Annotated in this window: 13 protein-coding genes; 5 read left to right on the top strand and 8 right to left on the bottom strand. The window is 60.6% G+C overall.

The annotated features are described in order from the left end of the window. Positions 1-117: 117 nt before the first annotated feature. The 3 genes from ACJ8KE_RS12480 to ACJ8KE_RS12470 are packed head-to-tail and all read right to left on the bottom strand — an operon-like array spanning position 118 to position 5,950. Positions 118-2,784 carry a PEP/pyruvate-binding domain-containing protein gene (locus ACJ8KE_RS12480; RefSeq protein ID WP_016928814.1) on the bottom strand — a complete coding sequence of 889 codons (2,667 nt, stop codon included), beginning with the start codon at positions 2,782-2,784 and terminating at the stop codon, positions 118-120. Continuing rightward, positions 2,781-4,796 (bottom strand): DUF6041 domain-containing protein, encoded by a 2,016-nt coding sequence (locus ACJ8KE_RS12475; protein ID WP_228988480.1) that lies wholly within the window; start codon positions 4,794-4,796, stop codon positions 2,781-2,783. The genes ACJ8KE_RS12480 and ACJ8KE_RS12475 overlap by 4 nt, the downstream gene beginning before the upstream one ends. Further along, the gene (locus ACJ8KE_RS12470) at positions 4,793-5,950 is read right to left on the bottom strand and encodes an acyl-CoA dehydrogenase family protein (protein ID WP_028128231.1); all 1,158 of its coding nucleotides are present in this window, start codon (positions 5,948-5,950) and stop codon (positions 4,793-4,795) included. Before ACJ8KE_RS12470 ends, ACJ8KE_RS12475 begins: the two co-directional genes overlap by 4 nt. A gap of 406 nt (positions 5,951-6,356) precedes the next feature. On the opposite strand from ACJ8KE_RS12470, the gene cueR reads away from it, so the two are divergent. After that, complete coding sequence (cueR, locus tag ACJ8KE_RS12465; protein ID WP_015376888.1) at positions 6,357-6,758, top strand: Cu(I)-responsive transcriptional regulator; 402 nt, start codon at positions 6,357-6,359, stop codon at positions 6,756-6,758. Here the strand turns inward: cueR and ACJ8KE_RS12460 are convergent. Together ACJ8KE_RS12460 and ACJ8KE_RS12455 are read right to left on the bottom strand one after the other, a co-directional pair. Next, positions 6,755-7,216: an NfeD family protein gene (locus ACJ8KE_RS12460; protein ID WP_442517251.1), complete on the bottom strand. Its 462-nt coding sequence runs from the start codon at positions 7,214-7,216 to the stop codon at positions 6,755-6,757. The two genes, cueR and ACJ8KE_RS12460, sit on opposite strands and share 4 nt — an antisense overlap. Before the next feature lie 2 nt (positions 7,217-7,218). Next, on the bottom strand, positions 7,219-8,124 hold the full coding sequence (locus ACJ8KE_RS12455) for an SPFH domain-containing protein (RefSeq protein ID WP_004940203.1): 906 nt from the start codon (positions 8,122-8,124) through the stop codon (positions 7,219-7,221). A 325-nt stretch (positions 8,125-8,449) separates the two neighbouring features. Here ACJ8KE_RS12455 and cfa point away from each other — a divergent pair, with 325 nt between their 5' ends. Continuing rightward, the gene (gene cfa / locus ACJ8KE_RS12450) at positions 8,450-9,601 is read left to right on the top strand and encodes a cyclopropane fatty acyl phospholipid synthase (RefSeq protein WP_048795093.1); all 1,152 of its coding nucleotides are present in this window, start codon (positions 8,450-8,452) and stop codon (positions 9,599-9,601) included. Between the two features lie 114 nt (positions 9,602-9,715). Here the strand turns inward: cfa and ACJ8KE_RS12445 are convergent, their stop codons facing one another. From ACJ8KE_RS12445 to tesA, 3 genes are all read right to left on the bottom strand, one after another. Continuing rightward, positions 9,716-10,570, bottom strand: a complete 855-nt coding sequence (locus ACJ8KE_RS12445) for a co-chaperone YbbN (RefSeq protein ID WP_025160052.1) — start codon at positions 10,568-10,570, stop codon at positions 9,716-9,718. A 77-nt stretch (positions 10,571-10,647) separates the two neighbouring features. Beyond that, positions 10,648-11,424, bottom strand: a complete 777-nt coding sequence (locus ACJ8KE_RS12440) for an SDR family oxidoreductase (RefSeq protein ID WP_097102630.1) — start codon at positions 11,422-11,424, stop codon at positions 10,648-10,650. Between the two features lie 26 nt (positions 11,425-11,450). After that, positions 11,451-12,089, bottom strand: coding sequence for a multifunctional acyl-CoA thioesterase I/protease I/lysophospholipase L1 (gene tesA, locus ACJ8KE_RS12435; protein WP_161545168.1), 639 nt, complete (start codon positions 12,087-12,089; stop codon positions 11,451-11,453). On the opposite strand from tesA, the gene ybbA reads away from it, so the two are divergent. From ybbA to ACJ8KE_RS12420, 3 genes are all read left to right on the top strand, one after another. Then, positions 12,060-12,746, top strand: coding sequence for a putative ABC transporter ATP-binding protein YbbA (gene ybbA / locus ACJ8KE_RS12430; protein WP_004940192.1), 687 nt, complete (start codon positions 12,060-12,062; stop codon positions 12,744-12,746). The genes tesA and ybbA overlap by 30 nt on opposite strands. Next, entirely contained in the window at positions 12,743-15,175 is a 2,433-nt protein-coding gene (gene ybbP / locus ACJ8KE_RS12425) for a putative ABC transporter permease subunit YbbP (protein ID WP_016928805.1), read from the top strand. The genes ybbA and ybbP overlap by 4 nt, the downstream gene beginning before the upstream one ends. Positions 15,176-15,304: 129 nt before the next feature. Further along, complete coding sequence (locus ACJ8KE_RS12420) at positions 15,305-15,604, top strand: hypothetical protein (RefSeq protein ID WP_016928804.1); 300 nt, start codon at positions 15,305-15,307, stop codon at positions 15,602-15,604. Positions 15,605-15,609: the final 5 nt, after the last annotated feature.

The raw sequence follows: 15,609 nt of genomic DNA, 5'->3' as shown, positions 1-15,609 counted from the left end.
ATTCGGCACGACAAAGCCCGCGACGGTCTCTGCAGGCGGCGGTTGCCGCGCGCATCACCTTCGTTGAATTGTGCTGTGTTCAGGCGGATGGTTTACCTTCGCCGGATGTGGTGCTGACTAGCCATCGGCACGTTCTCCGCGTTGAATAATGACCGTCCCGCTGTCGCCGTCGAGAATCAAGGTGTCGCCGCTGTTGATCAACTGGGTGGCGTTCTTGAGATTGACCGCCGCGGGGATGCCGAATTCGCGTGCGACGATGCAGCTGTGGGACAGCGCAGAGCCGATATCGGTGACGATGCCCGCCGCCAGCGCGAAGAGCGGGGTCCAGCTGGCGTCGGTAAAGCGCGCCACCAGGATTTCGTTGGGCTGCAGCTCGCCGGCCTGCGCCAGCAGGTCGGTGATGACGCGCGCTTTCGCCACCACTTTGCCGGGGCTGGCCGCCAGGCCGGACAGCATGCCGGCGGCGTTTTCCGCCGTGGGGGCTTTCATCCTGGGCTGATACCCCCCGACGATCGCCATCGGCGGCTCTTCCGCATGCAGGTTCAGCAGATGCTGGTGGCGATTGCGCTCGATCAGATCGGCGGCGAACGCTTCCTGCGCCGACTGTTCCCCCGCCATAAACGCGCGGAAGCGCTCGAAGTCCACATAGGGCAGATCGGCCGGTTTGACCAGGCCTTGCGCCTCCAGGCGCCGCAGCACTTCCAGCATGATGCGGCGGTAGAACCAGGTTTCGGTGACGAAGGTTGGTCGGGTCGCTTCGCGGCGTTCGGCCATCACGCCATACAGTTTGGTGATGAACTTCAGCTTCATCCGGCCAAACCAGGGCATCGCTTTAAGCAGCGTCGCGCTGTCTTCATGGCGCAGCCGCTCTGTTTCCCGCAGTTTCGTGTGCAGATCCACCGGATGTTGCAGATACATTTTCATCACTTGCAGCAGGTAGCTGGGATCGTCGTTCCAGCGCGGAAGACTCAATTCGAACTCCTGGCGGCCACGGGCGCCGAACTCGAACAGGAAGGCGCTGAAGTCGCTTTGCCAGAAGGCGCGCGATTCGGGAGCGGTGGGCAGGACGGTGACCAGTTCCTGTGCGCTGTGTCGCTCGAACAGGGCCTTCAACGCCGGTTGACGATTGACCGTCTCCACCAGGCTGAGAATGCCCAGCGTGACTTCGATGGTGCGTAGGTTGTTCATCGACGCCTTGATGCGATTTTGCAATCCGTTGCCGCGGCCTTTGAGATAACGTTCGCAGGTCAGCGCCAGCGCATCGTAGAGCGCGAACGACTGAAGGAAGAAGGGCATATAGGCGGCGCAGCTGTCGAGGAAGTAACCGTCGATGCGGCTGAGTTCTCGCTCCAGTTCCTGATGTGTCATGGTCGTCAGATCCAGCGCCAGAAAGCGGCGCGTCTCGCGCTGGCGCAGGGCGATCATGGCATCGACGGTCGCGCCGGCGCTGCGCAGGTTATGCCTCTGCTGTTTCAGCCAATGCCAGGCGCTCTTGAGATAAGCCCATCCCTGTACGCCGGGGCCATAGGGGTTTTTGTACCCGCTGAAATCGATATCGGCGGTGGCGTAGCGGGTCGTGAACTTCATTTCGTCGCGGGTGGGCGGGCATTGGCGGAGCATGTAGGCCGATCCGGAGATATTCAGATAGACGTAGCCTTGCAAATACCCCATATAAATCTGCCAATCGCCGATATCCGCCAGCCCCATGGTTTTGATCGCCGGGCCATGAATATGCTTTTGGTAGAACTGGCAAAACGACAGCCCCAGCGGCGTCATCAAGCCGGTGACGATCTCGCCGGTGTCCATTCGGGAGAAAAAGGCCCGTTCCTTGATCGTCGGATCGCTTTCCCACGGGTTGGCGTAAAGCATCTGAACCGGTTTGGCCTGCGTGGTGATCGGCCGCGCCTGCAGGAGCCACACGCGATCGTCTTTCACCGCCCATTCGATATCCAGTTCCGTGCCGTAAATCATCCGCGTTTGCCGGGCCAGCCTGGCAAGCTGTTGCAGCTGTTCCGGGGTTAAGCTGGGGGCGTCTCGCCTGGCTTCGGGCGTTTGCAGCAGCGTGACCCGTCCCTGCGGATCGCGTTGGCAATAGTGCGGTTTGTGACGAATTTGCCGCTCGCGGATCTCGCCGCTCGCCTTATCCAAAATGAAGCTGTCGGTGGTGACTTGTCCGGATACCACGCCTTCCCCCAGCCCCCAGCAGCTGTCGATGACGATGTGGTTGGCATCGCCTGTCAGCGGATCTTGGGTAAACATGACGCCGGCGGCGTCTGCATCCACCATGATTTGCAAGACGACGGCGATATCGCTCTGCGCCGCCGATGTCCGGCTATACTGGGCGGCGCGTTCCGCCCAGAGCGACGCCCAGCAGGATTGCACCTTGCGCACCACCTCGTCATCCCCGCGCACGTGCAGGTAAGTGTCGTATTGCCCGGCGAAAGAGTGGGTCAGGCCGTCTTCTTCCAGCGCCGAAGAGCGCACGGCGAGCGAGGCGCCGTCGCCCAACTGTTTGCAGGCGTGACGGATCGCCAGATCGAGCGGGGCGGGGATAGCGGCGCTCAAAATCATATCGCGCACGTTGCCCGGTGCGCCCGTGTCGAGCAGCGCTCCCGGCACGGCGAATTCGATAAACTGCCGGTAAGCCTGCGCGGTGATGCAAAACGCCGGCGGCACCGGCAAGCCCGCCTGAATCAAATGATTCAACGAATGGGCTTTGCCGCCCAGGCGATGGGGTTCCAGCGTTTTATCGCCGGAAAGTTCAACCACCAGGGTAGGATTCATGACATCACCTCCGCAGGCGTAACGGGCATTGCGAGGCGTTCTCTCACCGCTTTGGCGGCGTTCAGTCCGGCTAACACCGCGCTTTCGATATTACCGATGCCCACGCTGTCCTGATTGGCGAAGTGAATATTCTCAAACGGCCTGCTGGCCTGGTGAAACACGCCCTGGGCCTGTTGCCCGGCGACCGAGGTCACCAGACCCGCGGGCCAGAACCAGATTTGAATGTCTTCAATGATGTCGGCGTCAATGCCCATGTTGCCCAGCACTTTGGCGATTTCGACATAGGTCTGTTGCTGCAGCGCCGGGAACTCGTTTTGCGCGGTGCGACCTTGCCGCTCTGGGCGAGTGGTCGGTTTGAGCAGGGTTAATACCCCGGCTTCCGCGCTGAGGTGATTGTCCATCCAATTGGCGACCAGGCAGGTGCCGGCTTTGCTCCAATAGTAAGGTGTGCGGGTGTTTTCCGGCTCGATCAGATAGCCGCCGAACGAGCGTTCGAGGATCGGTTTTTTCAACAGCACGTTAGCCAGGTAGTAATCTTCATGGCGGATCTGGCGGATCGCCGCCAATTGCTCTTTGGGCAGGGTGGGCAACCAGGTGGGCACATGCGTTTTGGGGGCGGCCCAGATCACTTGTTTGGCTCTGATTTCGCTGGTCGCACCATTGACGCTGAACCGGATCACCGTTTCGTCGCCGCCGGGCGTGATGCTTTGAAGCTGTACGCGGCTTTGCAGCCTGACGTTGTTTTGTTCCTCAAGATAGTCGAGCAGCCCGGCGCTGATGCTGCCGTTACCGCCCGGCAGCGTGACCAGATTGCCGCGTAAATACCCCACCAGGAAGTGCAATCCGACATAGGCGGAGACTTCGCGAATATCGAGACATTCCACGCGCAGCGTGGTGCTGACGGCATTCTCTACCAGCTTGCCGAATTTTCTCGGTGGCCGCAGATCCGTCGGTATCTGATCCAGTTTGTGCGGTTCGAACAGATAAGTGTACAGCGGGATAGTGTCGAGCAGCGCCATATTCGTTTTGCTCCAGGCGCTCTGCGGCGTCCAGGGCAGGCTGGGATACCGCTCGCCGCGCGGCGAGAAGGTATCCAGGAAGGCGTACAGATCGGCAAAGATCGGATCGCCCAGCTGTTTTGCCGCGATAACATAAGGTTTACCGATCAAGGCATGCAGGAATAGTTGTCCCGTCAGGCGCCAGACGGCCGGTTTAAGCAGGTAGACCGGTTGTTTGATAAAACCGACGACGACTTCACCCAGGCAGCGGAGCAGCAAGACGGTGTCGAAAAATACCAGCGTGTCCTTTTCATTGGATTTATATACGCCGCTCAGACCGATTTTCTTCAGCAGTTGCGCCATGAAAGAATTCGGCAGCGGTTCCTGGAAGCAGACGCCGGCGATAGGAAATTTCAGGCGGTTCACCGTACTGTAGCGGGCGTTGCCGCCGAAGGAGGCGCTTTTTTCCAGAACCAAAACCCGGCGATCGGTCAGTTCGCTGGCCGCGGCCAAACCGGAGACGCCGCCGCCGATGATCACCACGTCATACTCGCCGTCCAGCGCGGGGGTTACCGGGCCGCCTGCCGCCGGCGTGGGCGTGGAAAAGTCGCGCGTGGGGAACGTGCGCGGCTTGGGTTTGCGGTGGTGCTGCTGACGCAGCATGTACAGCGCCGCCAGCGCGAAAATCGCATCGAGCAACATGACCTGCGGCTGGGCGCGGTGCAGGATCGTGACAAATCCCGCCATCATCAGCAGCTGGCAGTAGATGATCAATGGCGTCCAACGCGGGTTGAACATCAAGACCGCACCGGAGGCAAACAGCGCCACGCCGATCAGCGCGTTAACCACCGTACCCTGCGCCGCCAACCAAGCCGTCGCCCCGGCGTACCAGGTGCCCTGGTTCGCCACGGCCGCCTGCTGCAGAATATCGGCGACGTTTTCCAACTGAGGGAAGGCTTTCGCCAGGCCGGCCAACATATAGAGCACGGCAAAAACGCGTTGAACGATCATCATGCGCCTCCCCGCAGACCCAGCTTGCGGGCGACAATTTCTTTTTGTATCTCGTTGGTGCCGGAGAAGATCCGGCTGGGGATCACGTTCAGCAAGTGGCGCACCAGACCGAGTTCTTGATCCATGCCGGCTCCGCCGAAGATTTGAATCGCGTCCAGCGCGGACTGCACGGCATATTCGGAAATCAACAGTTTGCTCATGGCGATGTCGATCTCGGCATCCTGGCCCCGATCGTGCTTCCAACAGGCGCGGTAGAGCATTAGCCGACACTGTTCCAGACGCAGTTTCATCTCGATGATGCGGTTGGAGACGGACTGAAATTGGCCGATCGCTTTGCCGAATTGTCGGCGTTGTTTGGCATAGTCCAGCGCGCTGTCGAACACGCGCTCCATTGCGCCGATAAACAGAGCCGACAGGCAGCCCTTTTCCCAGATCATTGAATCGTGGAAGATGGCGCCGCCGGCGCCCGGCATACCGAGCCGTTGGGCCTCTGGGATGAAGACGTCGTTGAAGGTCAGTTCGCTCCACGGGCAGTTGGAGAGGCAATCTTTCGGGCTGACGGCGCCTACGTTTAAGCCTGGCATCCCTTTCTCGAGCACAAATGCGGACACGCCCATAAAGCCATGTTCGGGATGGGTTTTCGCATAGACGATGAAGATGTCGGCAATCGGCGCGTTGGTGATGAAAATTTTGTTTCCGTTGAGCCGGTAGCCGCCTTCACAGGGTTGAGCGGTTGATTTCATGGCATAAATATCGGAACCGGCGTCCGGCTCTGTCGCCGCATTCGCCGCGATCAGTTTTCCGGCCGCCAACGCTTCGAGATAGCGCGCTTTTAATGCCTCGGAACCGAAGCGGGAAAGCGGGATCACGCAGGCGCACAGATGGGCGCAGAGCGAGAAGGACATGCCGATGTCGCGGCTGCCTTTACCCAGCGCCTCAATCATCAGTGCAGTATCGAGCGCATTCATGCCCAATCCGCCGAACGCGGTCGTCACGGGGGCTCGGGTAAAACCATAGGCGGCGGCTTGTCGCCACAAATCCAGGCTTAATACCTGCCGTGAAAGCCGAGCATGCGCATCCTGATCCAGCACCTCGCGGGCAAAACGCTGAGCGGATTCGCTTAGAGCCTGCTGCTCACTTGATAAGTTAAAATCCATGACGAACTCCGCCATTGGGTTGAGAGATTAAATTAGCTAATATTTCTAGTTTGGAGGTGGCCAAAACTCAAACAGGCAAAGTAATGGTAAATGTAAATAAATGTTTATTTGTGTGGTCTATTATTACAATTTTGTTAATTTGTGTTTTTATTTTGTTGTTTTAATTGTGTTTTATTTTGTGTTATTTATACACAAAAATTTACATATAATAAAAATCTTAATTTGATCAAATTTTAATAGGTTAGATTATCTATTGTTTTTTGGTGAATACTTTGCAGGTGAAGTATCTATCTTTTGGATGTGGTTATCGGTTTCTCATCGATATCGACGGTAGGGCGTTGAGGCTTGGTGAGTGGCGGAAAGCGGCTTAAGATAGGAGATGAGCAGGAGCATTCCGGAGGAAAAAATGAATATTAGCGACGTCGCGAAAAAGACCGGGTTAACCAGCAAGACGATTCGTTTTTACGAGGAGAAAGCGCTGATTACCGCCCCGATCCGCAGCGATAACGGTTATCGCCATTATTCCGCCAGGCACGTTGAAGAGCTGACGCTGCTGCGCCAGGCGCGGCAGGTGGGCTTCAACCTGGACGAGTGCCGTGAGCTGGTGGCGTTATTCAACGATCCGGCCCGCCACAGCGCCGACGTGAAGGCGCGCACGCTGCAGAAGGTGGCGGAGATCGAAAGGCACATCAGCGAACTGGGAGAAATGCGCCAACGCCTGTTGACGCTGGCGGAACAATGTCCGGGCGACGAGGGGGCGGAGTGCCCCATCATCAATAATCTGGCGGGATGCTGTCGTTCGAATTAACGGCTGATGGCGCGGATCACCAGCGTGACCCCTTCCACCGCCACCACTTCCACTTCAGTGCCGGCAGGCAGATCTTCCGCCGCCTGCGCGCGCCAGCTGCTGTCGCCGATATTGATGCGGCCCATGCCGTTGTGCATCGGTTCCGTCAGCGTGGCGCGGGTGCCGATCAGCTGGCGGTTGCGCTGGTTGAGCACCGGCGACCCGCCGGATGCGGCCGCCGGGCGCCGGCGCAGCCAGTACCACCACAGGTAAGCGACGACGACGGTCAGGACGGCGAAGGTCGCGCTTTGCCACGCCCAGGAAAGTTGCGGAAGCAGCCAGATCAGGACGCCGACCAACAGCGCCGCCACGCCGCTCCACAGCAGGTAGCCGCCGGCGCCGAGCATTTCCGCCGCCAGCAACACGCCCCCGAGGGAGAGCCAAAACCACAGCGGATTCGCCGCGATCAGTTCGAGCATGATTATTTGCCTTTGCTTTCTTTCAGCAGTTCGGTAATGCCGCCGATCGAGCCGAGCAGGCTGCTGGCGTCCAGCGGCATCATCACCACTTTGCTGTTGTTGGAAGAACCGATCTTTTGCAGCGCGTCGGTGTATTTCTGCGCCACGAAGTAGTTCACCGCCTGAATGTTGCCGCTGGCGATGGCGTCGGACACCAACTGGGTGGCGCGCGCCTCGGCCTCGGCGGCGCGTTCACGCGCTTCCGCCTGCAGGAATGCCGACTGGCGTTCGCCCTCAGCCTTCAGGATCTGCGATTGTTTCTCACCCTCGGCGCGCAGAATGGCCGCCTGACGCACCCCTTCCGCCTCCAGGATGTCGGCGCGCTTGGTGCGCTCAGCCTTCATCTGGGCGTTCATCGAGGCGATCAGCTCCGCCGGCGGCCGCACGTCGCGGATCTCGATACGGGTGATCTTCACCCCCCAAGGGTTGGTCGCTTCATCGACGATGTGCAACAGGCGGCTGTTGATGCTGTCGCGCTGCGACAGCATTTCGTCCAGCTCCATCGAGCCGAGCACGGTGCGGAAGTTGGTCATGGTCAGGTTGACGATCGCCTGTTCGAGGTTGCTGACCTCGTAGGCGGCGCGCGCCGGGTCGACCACCTGGATAAAGCACACCGCGTCGATGGCGACGTTGGCGTTATCGCGGGAAATCACTTCCTGCGAGGGGATATCCAGCACCTGCTCCATCATGTTGATTTTGCGGCCGATGCGGTCCATGAACGGCACCACCAGGTTCAGGCCCGGCATCAGCGTCTTGGTATAGCGGCCGAAGCGTTCTACCGTCCATTGGAACCCCTGCGGCACAATTTTGACGCCGGCGAACACCACAATCAGCGCGACGACGATCACGATGGGAATAAAAGTAAGCATGCAAACCTCCTGTCAGACATATGTAAACAGATATTACGTCAGCGCCGGAAAAATGCCTACCGATACCGCGACTTAATCCAGGACATTGGCGACTCCGCCATAAGCGGAACCGCTGTTCCGAACAGGGAGAAAAACGTTATTGAAATAAGTCTGGCACAGTTGGCGGATAAGTATGCCTAAATGGCATGATTTCAATAATTTTTATTCATTTCATGATGTTGCTCGCCTTGGCTAGAGTAAAAACACCCCCGTGTTTACCGTCAAAAATTTGTCATTTTTATTTGCGACTATGCTTTTTGAAATGACATTTCGGCCAAGGATTGTTATGGATTCGCTCAGTGTTGATGAACTCGCCCAGAAGAAAGACCGCTGGTATCGCATTGTAGAGGAGATGCTGGCCGAAGCCGGCGTCGCCATCAACGGCCCGCGCGCCTGGGATATTCGGGTGCACAACCCGGCCCTGTTCAAACGCATTTTGCAGGAAGGCTCGCTCGGCTTCGGCGAGAGCTATATGGACGGCTGGTGGGAATGCGAACGGCTGGACATGCTGTTTACCCGCATTCTGCAGGCCGGCGTCGATGAGCGCCTGCCGAAAAGCCTGAGCGACATCGCGCGCATCGCCTATGCCCGGCTGTTCAACCGCCAATCGCGCAAGCGCGCCTGGCAGGTGGGCAAAGAGCATTACGACATCGGCAACGACCTGTTCCGGGCGATGCTCGATCCTTACATGCAATACTCCTGCGGCTACTGGAAAGAGGCGCAGACGCTGGAGCAGGCGCAGCAGGCCAAGCTGCGGATGATCTGCGAGAAGCTGCAGCTGAAACCGGGCATGACGCTGCTGGATATCGGCTGCGGCTGGGGCGGGCTGGCGCAGTTTGCGGCGCAAAACTACGGCGTCGCGGTGCACGGCGTGACCATTTCGGCCGAGCAGCAGAAGCTGGCGCAGGCACGCTGCGCAGGGCTGGACGTCGAGATCTTGCTGCAGGATTACCGCGATCTGGATCGTCAGTTCGATCGCATCGTGTCGGTCGGCATGTTCGAGCACGTCGGGCCGAAAAACTACGAGACCTATTTCAGCGTCGCGGCACGCAACCTGAAGCCGGACGGCCTGTTTTTGCTGCACACCATCGGTTCCAATCAAACCGACCTTAACGTCGATGCCTGGATAGACAAATACATCTTCCCCAACGGCTGCCTGCCTTCGGTGCGGCATATCGCCGAGGCCAGCGAAGGGCGTTTCGTGATGGAGGATTGGCACAACTTCGGCGCCGATTACGATCGCACGCTGATGGCCTGGCTGGAGAATTTCAAACGGGCGTGGCCGGAATTGGCGGGCGGTTATTCCGAGCGCTTCGAGCGCATGTTCACTTATTACCTGAACGCCTGCGCCGGCGCGTTCCGTTCGCGCAACATTCAGCTGTGGCAGGTGTTGTTCAGCCCGGCGGGCGTGGAGGGCGGGGTGCGGGTCTATCGCTGATATCCCCGCCATATTTCAAGCTGACTGCACGTTCGAGCCCTGGTCGCTTAGTTATCTAAGCTCCCAGGGCTTCTCACCTTTGCCGCCTGGATGCAGCTTCAAGCATGACGAGTATCAGTACAGCAGTGAGTACAGCTGGCGGCGATATTTAGCGGCCAGCGCGTCGCCGGTGCCGAGTGCGGCCAGAATGTCCATCAGCGTCTTGCGCGCGTTGCCGTTGGCGGCGGCCAGATCCTTCTTCAGATGCCCCATCAGCAGTTCCAGCGCTTCTTCGTTACGCCCGACCTGATGCAGCTGCAGCGCCAGCTGCACCGCCAGCTCGACGTTGTCCGGCTGCTGCTGCACCTGCTGTTGCAGCTGTTGGATTTCCGGCGTGTCCGCCGCCTGTTTCAACAGTTCAATCTGCGCCACCAGGCCTTGATAGCGCGTATCACGATCCTGCAACGGGATGGTCGCCAGCACCGCTTCGGCATCTTCGCTGCGGCTGAGGGCGATCTGCGTTTCGGCCAGCGTCAGGCCGATGTCGCTGCGCTGCTGGCTGCTCTGCCAGGCGTCTTTCAGCAGCGGCAGCGCTTCGGCGGCGTTGCCGGCGGCCAGCAATTCTTGCGCCTGCGCCAGTTTCAGATCTTCTTCCTTCGGCAGGAAACGCTGCAGCAAGTCGCGGATCGCTTCTTCCGGCTGCGGGCCCTGGAAGCCGTCGACCGGTTGGCCGTCTTTAAACAGGTAGACCGTCGGAATGGAACGCAGCCCGAATTGGGAGGCGATCATCTGTTCGGCGTCGCAGTCCACCTTGGCCAGAATGAACTGACCGGCGTATTCCGCCGCCAGCTTGTCCAGCACCGGCGTGAGCTGCAGGCAGTGTTGGCTGCGCTCGGACCAGAAGTAGAACAGCACCGGAATGGACATCGACTGTTCCAGCGTCTGGTGCAGGTTAGTTTCGTTAATATCAACAACAGCTTGAGCTAGCATCTTTTTTCTCTCTGATCGTGCGGAGCCATGGGGTGTAGATGGGGGCGCGCCGCCATTCTTCAACCCCGTCGGGCGAATTAAGCGTTGCTGCGCAGCAGCCAATCCAGACAGCGGCCCGGCAAAATGCGGCGCAGCACGCTCATCGCGTGCGCCAGCAGGGTGACCGGATAGCGCAGTTTGGCGCGCGGGCTTTCCAGCGCGTGGCGCAGTTTGGGCAGAATGGCCTCCGGCGGCAGCGTCAGGCGCTTGGCGATGCCGGGATTGTGCACCGGTTTGTCGCTCTGCGCCTGGTTGACGTTCTGGCTAAAGTGGGTGGCGATCGGCCCCGGTTCGATCAGGCTGACCTGAATGCCGCTGCCGTGCAGCTCCATGCGCAGCGCGTCCGACCAGGCTTCCAGCGCGAACTTGCTGGCGGCGTAGGCGCCGCGCCCGGCGCTGGAGACCAGCCCCATCACCGAGCTGGTCTGAATGATGCGCCCTTCGCCGTGCGGCAACATCGCCGGCAACAGCAGCTGGGTCAGTTGGTGGGTGCCGAACAGGTTGGTGGCGAACTGCCGCTCCAGCTGGCGGCGCGAAATGCGGCTAAGCGGGCCGTAAACGCCGAACCCCCCGTTATTGAACAGGCCGTACAGGCGGCCGTCGGTCAGCGCGATCACCTCGGCGGCGGCGCGCTCGACGCTGGCGCTGTCGTCCAGATCCAGCTCAATGCCTTCCAGCCCCAGCTGGCGCATGTTTTCCACGTCCTGCGGCTTACGGCAGGCGGCCAGCACCCGGTAGCCGCGGTTGCGCAGATCCTGCGCCGCAATCAATCCAATCCCGCTGGAACAGCCGGTTATCAATACCGCTTTTTGCATAACTTTACCTAGTGTACGACCCTAATTTAGTGAGACTCATGCTTTACTAGCGGTTCCAGGCGCTCCGCCATCCAGGTGGCGATAAACGGCTGAGCGTCCCCATTGGGGTGCAATCCGTCATCCTGCATCCATTCCGGCTTCACCACCACCTGTTCCATATAGAACGGCAGCAGCGGAATGTTGAACTGCTTGGCCAGCGCCGGGTAGACGGCGCTGAACGCCTCGGTGTAGCGGCGGCCGTAGTTCGGCGGGATGCGGATCTGCATCAGCAGCGGCTGCGCGCCGGCCTGCTGCACCCGCGTGATGATTTGGCCGAGATCGCGCTGTACGTCCTGCGCCGGGAAGCCGCGCAGGCCGTCGTTGGCGCCCAGCTCGATCAGCACCCAGCGCGGCTGATGCTGTTTCAGCAGCGCGGGCAGACGCGCCAGCCCCTGCGCGGCGGTGTCGCCGCTGATGCTGGCGTTGACCAGCTGCGGCGCGCCCGGTTTTTTCTGCCACTGTTCGGCCAACAGCGTCGGCCAGGCCCGCTCGATCGGCAGGCGGTAGCCGGCGCTTAAACTGTCGCCCAAAATCAATAAGGTATCGGCGGCGGCAGCGCGTAAACTGAATAATCCCAACAGCAAAAGGAAGGGAAGATGCCAGCGGAAAACGTTCTTGAAGTTCATCATCTTAGTAAACACGTTGGTCAGGGTGAGCATCAGCTCACCATCCTTACCGGAGTCGAGCTGCTTGTCAAACCCGCGCAGACGATCGCCCTGATCGGCGAATCCGGATCGGGGAAATCGACCTTGCTGGGCATTTTGGCCGGGCTGGACGACGGCAGCGAGGGCGAGGTGCGTTTGCTCGGCGAGTCGCTGACCGCGTTGGACGAAGAAGGCCGCGCCGCGCTGCGCGCCAGGAACGTCGGTTTCGTGTTTCAGTCGTTCATGTTGGTGCCGACGCTGAACGCGCTGGAGAACGTGCAACTGCCGGCGCTGCTGCGCGGCGAGAGCGACAGGCAGAGTCGCGAGCAGGCGGTGCAGTTACTGGAACAGCTGGGACTGGGCAAACGTCTCGATCACCTGCCGGCGCAGCTGTCCGGCGGCGAGCAGCAGCGCGTGGCGCTGGCGCGCGCCTTCAGCGGCCGGCCGCGGGTGCTGTTCGCCGATGAACCGACCGGCAACCTCGATCGTCAGACCGGCGATCGCATCGCCGACCTGCTGTTCTCTCTCAACCGCGATTTTGACACCACCCTGATCCTGGTGACCCATGACGAAACCCTGGCGGCGCGCTGCCAGCGGCGGTTGCGGCTGCGTGAAGGCAAGCTGTGGGAGGAAGCATGATCTGGCGCTGGTTCTGGCGCGAATGGCGCTCGCCGTCGCTGCTGATCGTGTGGCTGGCGCTGACGCTCTCTGTCGCCTGCGTGCTGGCGCTGGGCAGCATCAGCGATCGCATGGACAAAGGGCTCAGCCAGCAGAGCCGCGATTTTATCGCCGGCGATCGGGTGCTGCGCAGCGCGCATCCGGTGCCGGAAGGCTGGCTATTGGACGCGCAGCAGCAGGGGCTGAAGGTGAGCCGCCAGCTGTCGTTCACCACTATGACCTATGCCGGCGAGCGGCCGCAGCTGGCGGACGTGAAAGCCACCGATCTGACCTATCCGCTGTACGGCAAGCTGGAAACGCGCCCGGCCAACATCAAGCCCGAACCGGGTAGCGTGCTGGTGGCGCCGCGTTTGCTGGCGCTGCTGAACGTGAAAGTGGGGGATTCGCTGGAGGTGGGCGACACTACGCTGCGTATCGCCGGTGAAATCATTCAGGAGCCGGACGCCGGCTTCAATCCATTCCAGACCGCGCCGCGCATCATGATCAACCTGGCGGACGTCGAGAAGACCGGTGCGGTGCAGCCGGGCAGCCGCCTGACCTACCGCTACATGTTCGCCGGCGCCGAGCCGGATATTCAGCGTTACGAGGAACGGCTGGCGCCGCAGTTGACGCCGGATCAGCGCTGGTTCGGGCTGCAGGAGTCCGGCAGCGCGCTCGGCAAGTCGCTGCAGCGATCCCAACAGTTCCTGCTGCTGTCGGCTCTGCTGACGCTGCTGTTGTCGATCGCCGCCGTGGCGGTGGCGATGAGCCACTATTGCCGCAGCCGTTACGATCTGATCGCGGTGCTGAAAACCCTCGGCGCCGGGCGTGGCGCGCTGCGTAAATTGATCGTCGGCCAGTGGCTGGCGGTGATGGCGCTGGCGGCGGCGTGCGGCGGGGCGATCGGGCTGGCGTTTGAAGCGTTGCTGATCCGCCTGCTGAAGCCGGTATTACCGGCTGCGTTGCCTGCCGCCGGCGCCTGGCCGTGGCTGTGGGCGCTCGGCGCGCTGGTGCTGATCTCGCTGCTGGTCGGGCTGCGGCCGTATCGCCAGCTGCTGGCCACCCAGCCGCTGCGGGTGCTGCGCCGCGACGTGACGGCCAACGTCTGGCCGCTGCGCTACTTCCTGCCGGTGACGGCGGCGATCGTGGTGGCGCTGTTGGTGGCGCTGATGGGGGCCAGCACGCTGCTGTGGGCGATCCTGGCTGGCATGGCGGTGCTGGCGCTGCTGCTGGGCGGCATCGGCTGGGGCAGCCTGCTGTTGCTGCGCCGCATCACGCTCAAGAGCCTGGCGCTGCGGCTGGCGGTCAACCGCCTGCTGCACCAGCCCTGGGTGACCATCAGCCAACTGGCGGCGTTTTCGCTGTCGTTCATGCTGCTGGCGCTGCTGTTGGTGTTGCGCGGCGATCTGCTCGAACGCTGGCAGCAACAGCTGCCGCCGGACAGTCCGAACTATTTCCTGCTCAACATGACCGAGGCACAGGTGCCGCAGGTGAAAGCCTTCCTGCAGCAGCACCAGATCAAGCCGGAAACCTATTATCCGATCGTCCGGGTGCGCCTGACCGAGATAAACCAGCAGCTGGCGACCGAGCGGGTGCATGAAGACGATCCGGGCGGCGAGGCGGTGAACCGCGAGCTGAACCTGACCTGGTTGGCCGATCTGCCGGATCACAATCCGCTGGTGGCGGGCAATTGGCCGCCGAAAACCGGTGAGGTTTCGATGGATGAAGGCATCGCCGGGCGGCTGAAGATCACGCTGGGCGATACGCTGACCTTCAGCGGCGATACCCAGGCGTTCAGCGCCAAAGTCACCAGCCTGCGCCAGGTGGATTGGGAAAGTCTGAAGCCGAACTTTTACTTTATCTTCCCGCCGGGCGCGCTGGACGACCAGCCGCAGACCTGGCTCACCAGCTTTCGCTACGACGGCGACGGCCAGATGCTGACTCAGCTCAATCGCCAGTTCCCGACGCTCAGCCTGCTGGACATCGGCGCGATCCTGAAACAGGTCGGCGGCGTGCTGCAACAGGTCAGCCGCGCGCTGGAGGTGATGGTGGTGCTGGTGGTGCTGTGCGGCGGCCTGCTGCTGCTGGCGCAGGTGCAGGTCGGCATGCGTCAGCGGCGGCAGGAGCTGGTGGTCTATCGCACGCTGGGTGCCGGTAAACGGCTGCTGCGCCGCACGCTGTGGTGCGAGTTTGCTTTGCTGGGGCTGGTGGCGGGCATCGCGGCGGCGGTGGGCGCCGAGGCGGCGCTGTGGCTGCTGCAGAGCCGGGTGTTTGACTTCCCGTGGACGCCGACGCCGGTGCTGTGGTGGGCGCTGCCGCTGGCCAGCGCGCTGCTGCTGTCGCTGTGCGGCGGCTGGCTGGGCGTGCGCCTGCTGCGCGGCAAGGCGCTGTTCCGCAGTTATGAGGGTTGATGCGGCTATTTATAACGCCGGATGTGATAAGCACCCGGCTTGGCAGAAAAGAGAGGCGTCGTCTTTAAACTGTATTATTTTCGTGTTTTATAATGTGTGATCTGCGGGTTACCACCAGGAACGAAGGGAATGAAAATCTACTGGTCACTTAAAAGTATCCCGGAATTAAAAAATTTGCCTTTGCGCGAACGTCTCGGACGTTGGCAGCGTGGCCTTGCTTCAGCGGGATTCTTTAACGGAACGGGCATATTGCTGGTTGCATTGTTGCCGTGGTTTTCGATTCTTATCGCTAACGATCTGACCCTTAATTACCCTTTCTTGCGCAATCATATCGTCACAGCGCTTGGATATGGCATCAGCGGTTTTTTGGGTGTGAATCTGATGATAAGAAGTATGCTAAGGAAAAATAAGAATATTTTTTCTGATTAAGCGCA

The sequence above is a fragment of the Serratia sp. CY56464 genome (assembly GCF_052168435.1).
Taxonomy (GTDB): Bacteria; Pseudomonadota; Gammaproteobacteria; order Enterobacterales; family Enterobacteriaceae; genus Serratia; species Serratia marcescens.
The sequence above is the reverse complement of the archived record's forward strand: the minus strand, read 5'-3'. Positions and strand labels throughout refer to the sequence as shown.

Excerpts from the sequence above, each read along its gene's own strand:
- ybbA (WP_004940192.1), top strand. The coding sequence starts at position 12,060 with ATGCCAGCGGAAAACGTTCTTGAAGTTCATCATCTTAGTAAACACGTT.
- ACJ8KE_RS12470 (WP_028128231.1), bottom strand. The coding sequence starts at position 5,950 with ATGGATTTTAACTTATCAAGTGAGCAGCAGGCTCTAAGCGAATCCGCT.
- ACJ8KE_RS12480 (WP_016928814.1), bottom strand. The coding sequence starts at position 2,784 with ATGAATCCTACCCTGGTGGTTGAACTTTCCGGCGATAAAACGCTGGAA.
- tesA (WP_161545168.1), bottom strand. The coding sequence starts at position 12,089 with ATGAACTTCAAGAACGTTTTCCGCTGGCATCTTCCCTTCCTTTTGCTG.
- ACJ8KE_RS12455 (WP_004940203.1), bottom strand. The coding sequence starts at position 8,124 with ATGCTTACTTTTATTCCCATCGTGATCGTCGTCGCGCTGATTGTGGTG.
- ybbP (WP_016928805.1), top strand. The coding sequence starts at position 12,743 with ATGATCTGGCGCTGGTTCTGGCGCGAATGGCGCTCGCCGTCGCTGCTG.
- cueR (WP_015376888.1), top strand. The coding sequence starts at position 6,357 with ATGAATATTAGCGACGTCGCGAAAAAGACCGGGTTAACCAGCAAGACG.
- ACJ8KE_RS12460 (WP_442517251.1), bottom strand. The coding sequence starts at position 7,216 with ATGCTCGAACTGATCGCGGCGAATCCGCTGTGGTTTTGGCTCTCCCTC.
- ACJ8KE_RS12440 (WP_097102630.1), bottom strand. The coding sequence starts at position 11,424 with ATGCAAAAAGCGGTATTGATAACCGGCTGTTCCAGCGGGATTGGATTG.
- ACJ8KE_RS12475 (WP_228988480.1), bottom strand. The coding sequence starts at position 4,796 with ATGATGATCGTTCAACGCGTTTTTGCCGTGCTCTATATGTTGGCCGGC.
- ACJ8KE_RS12445 (WP_025160052.1), bottom strand. The coding sequence starts at position 10,570 with ATGCTAGCTCAAGCTGTTGTTGATATTAACGAAACTAACCTGCACCAG.
- cfa (WP_048795093.1), top strand. The coding sequence starts at position 8,450 with ATGGATTCGCTCAGTGTTGATGAACTCGCCCAGAAGAAAGACCGCTGG.
- ACJ8KE_RS12420 (WP_016928804.1), top strand. The coding sequence starts at position 15,305 with ATGAAAATCTACTGGTCACTTAAAAGTATCCCGGAATTAAAAAATTTG.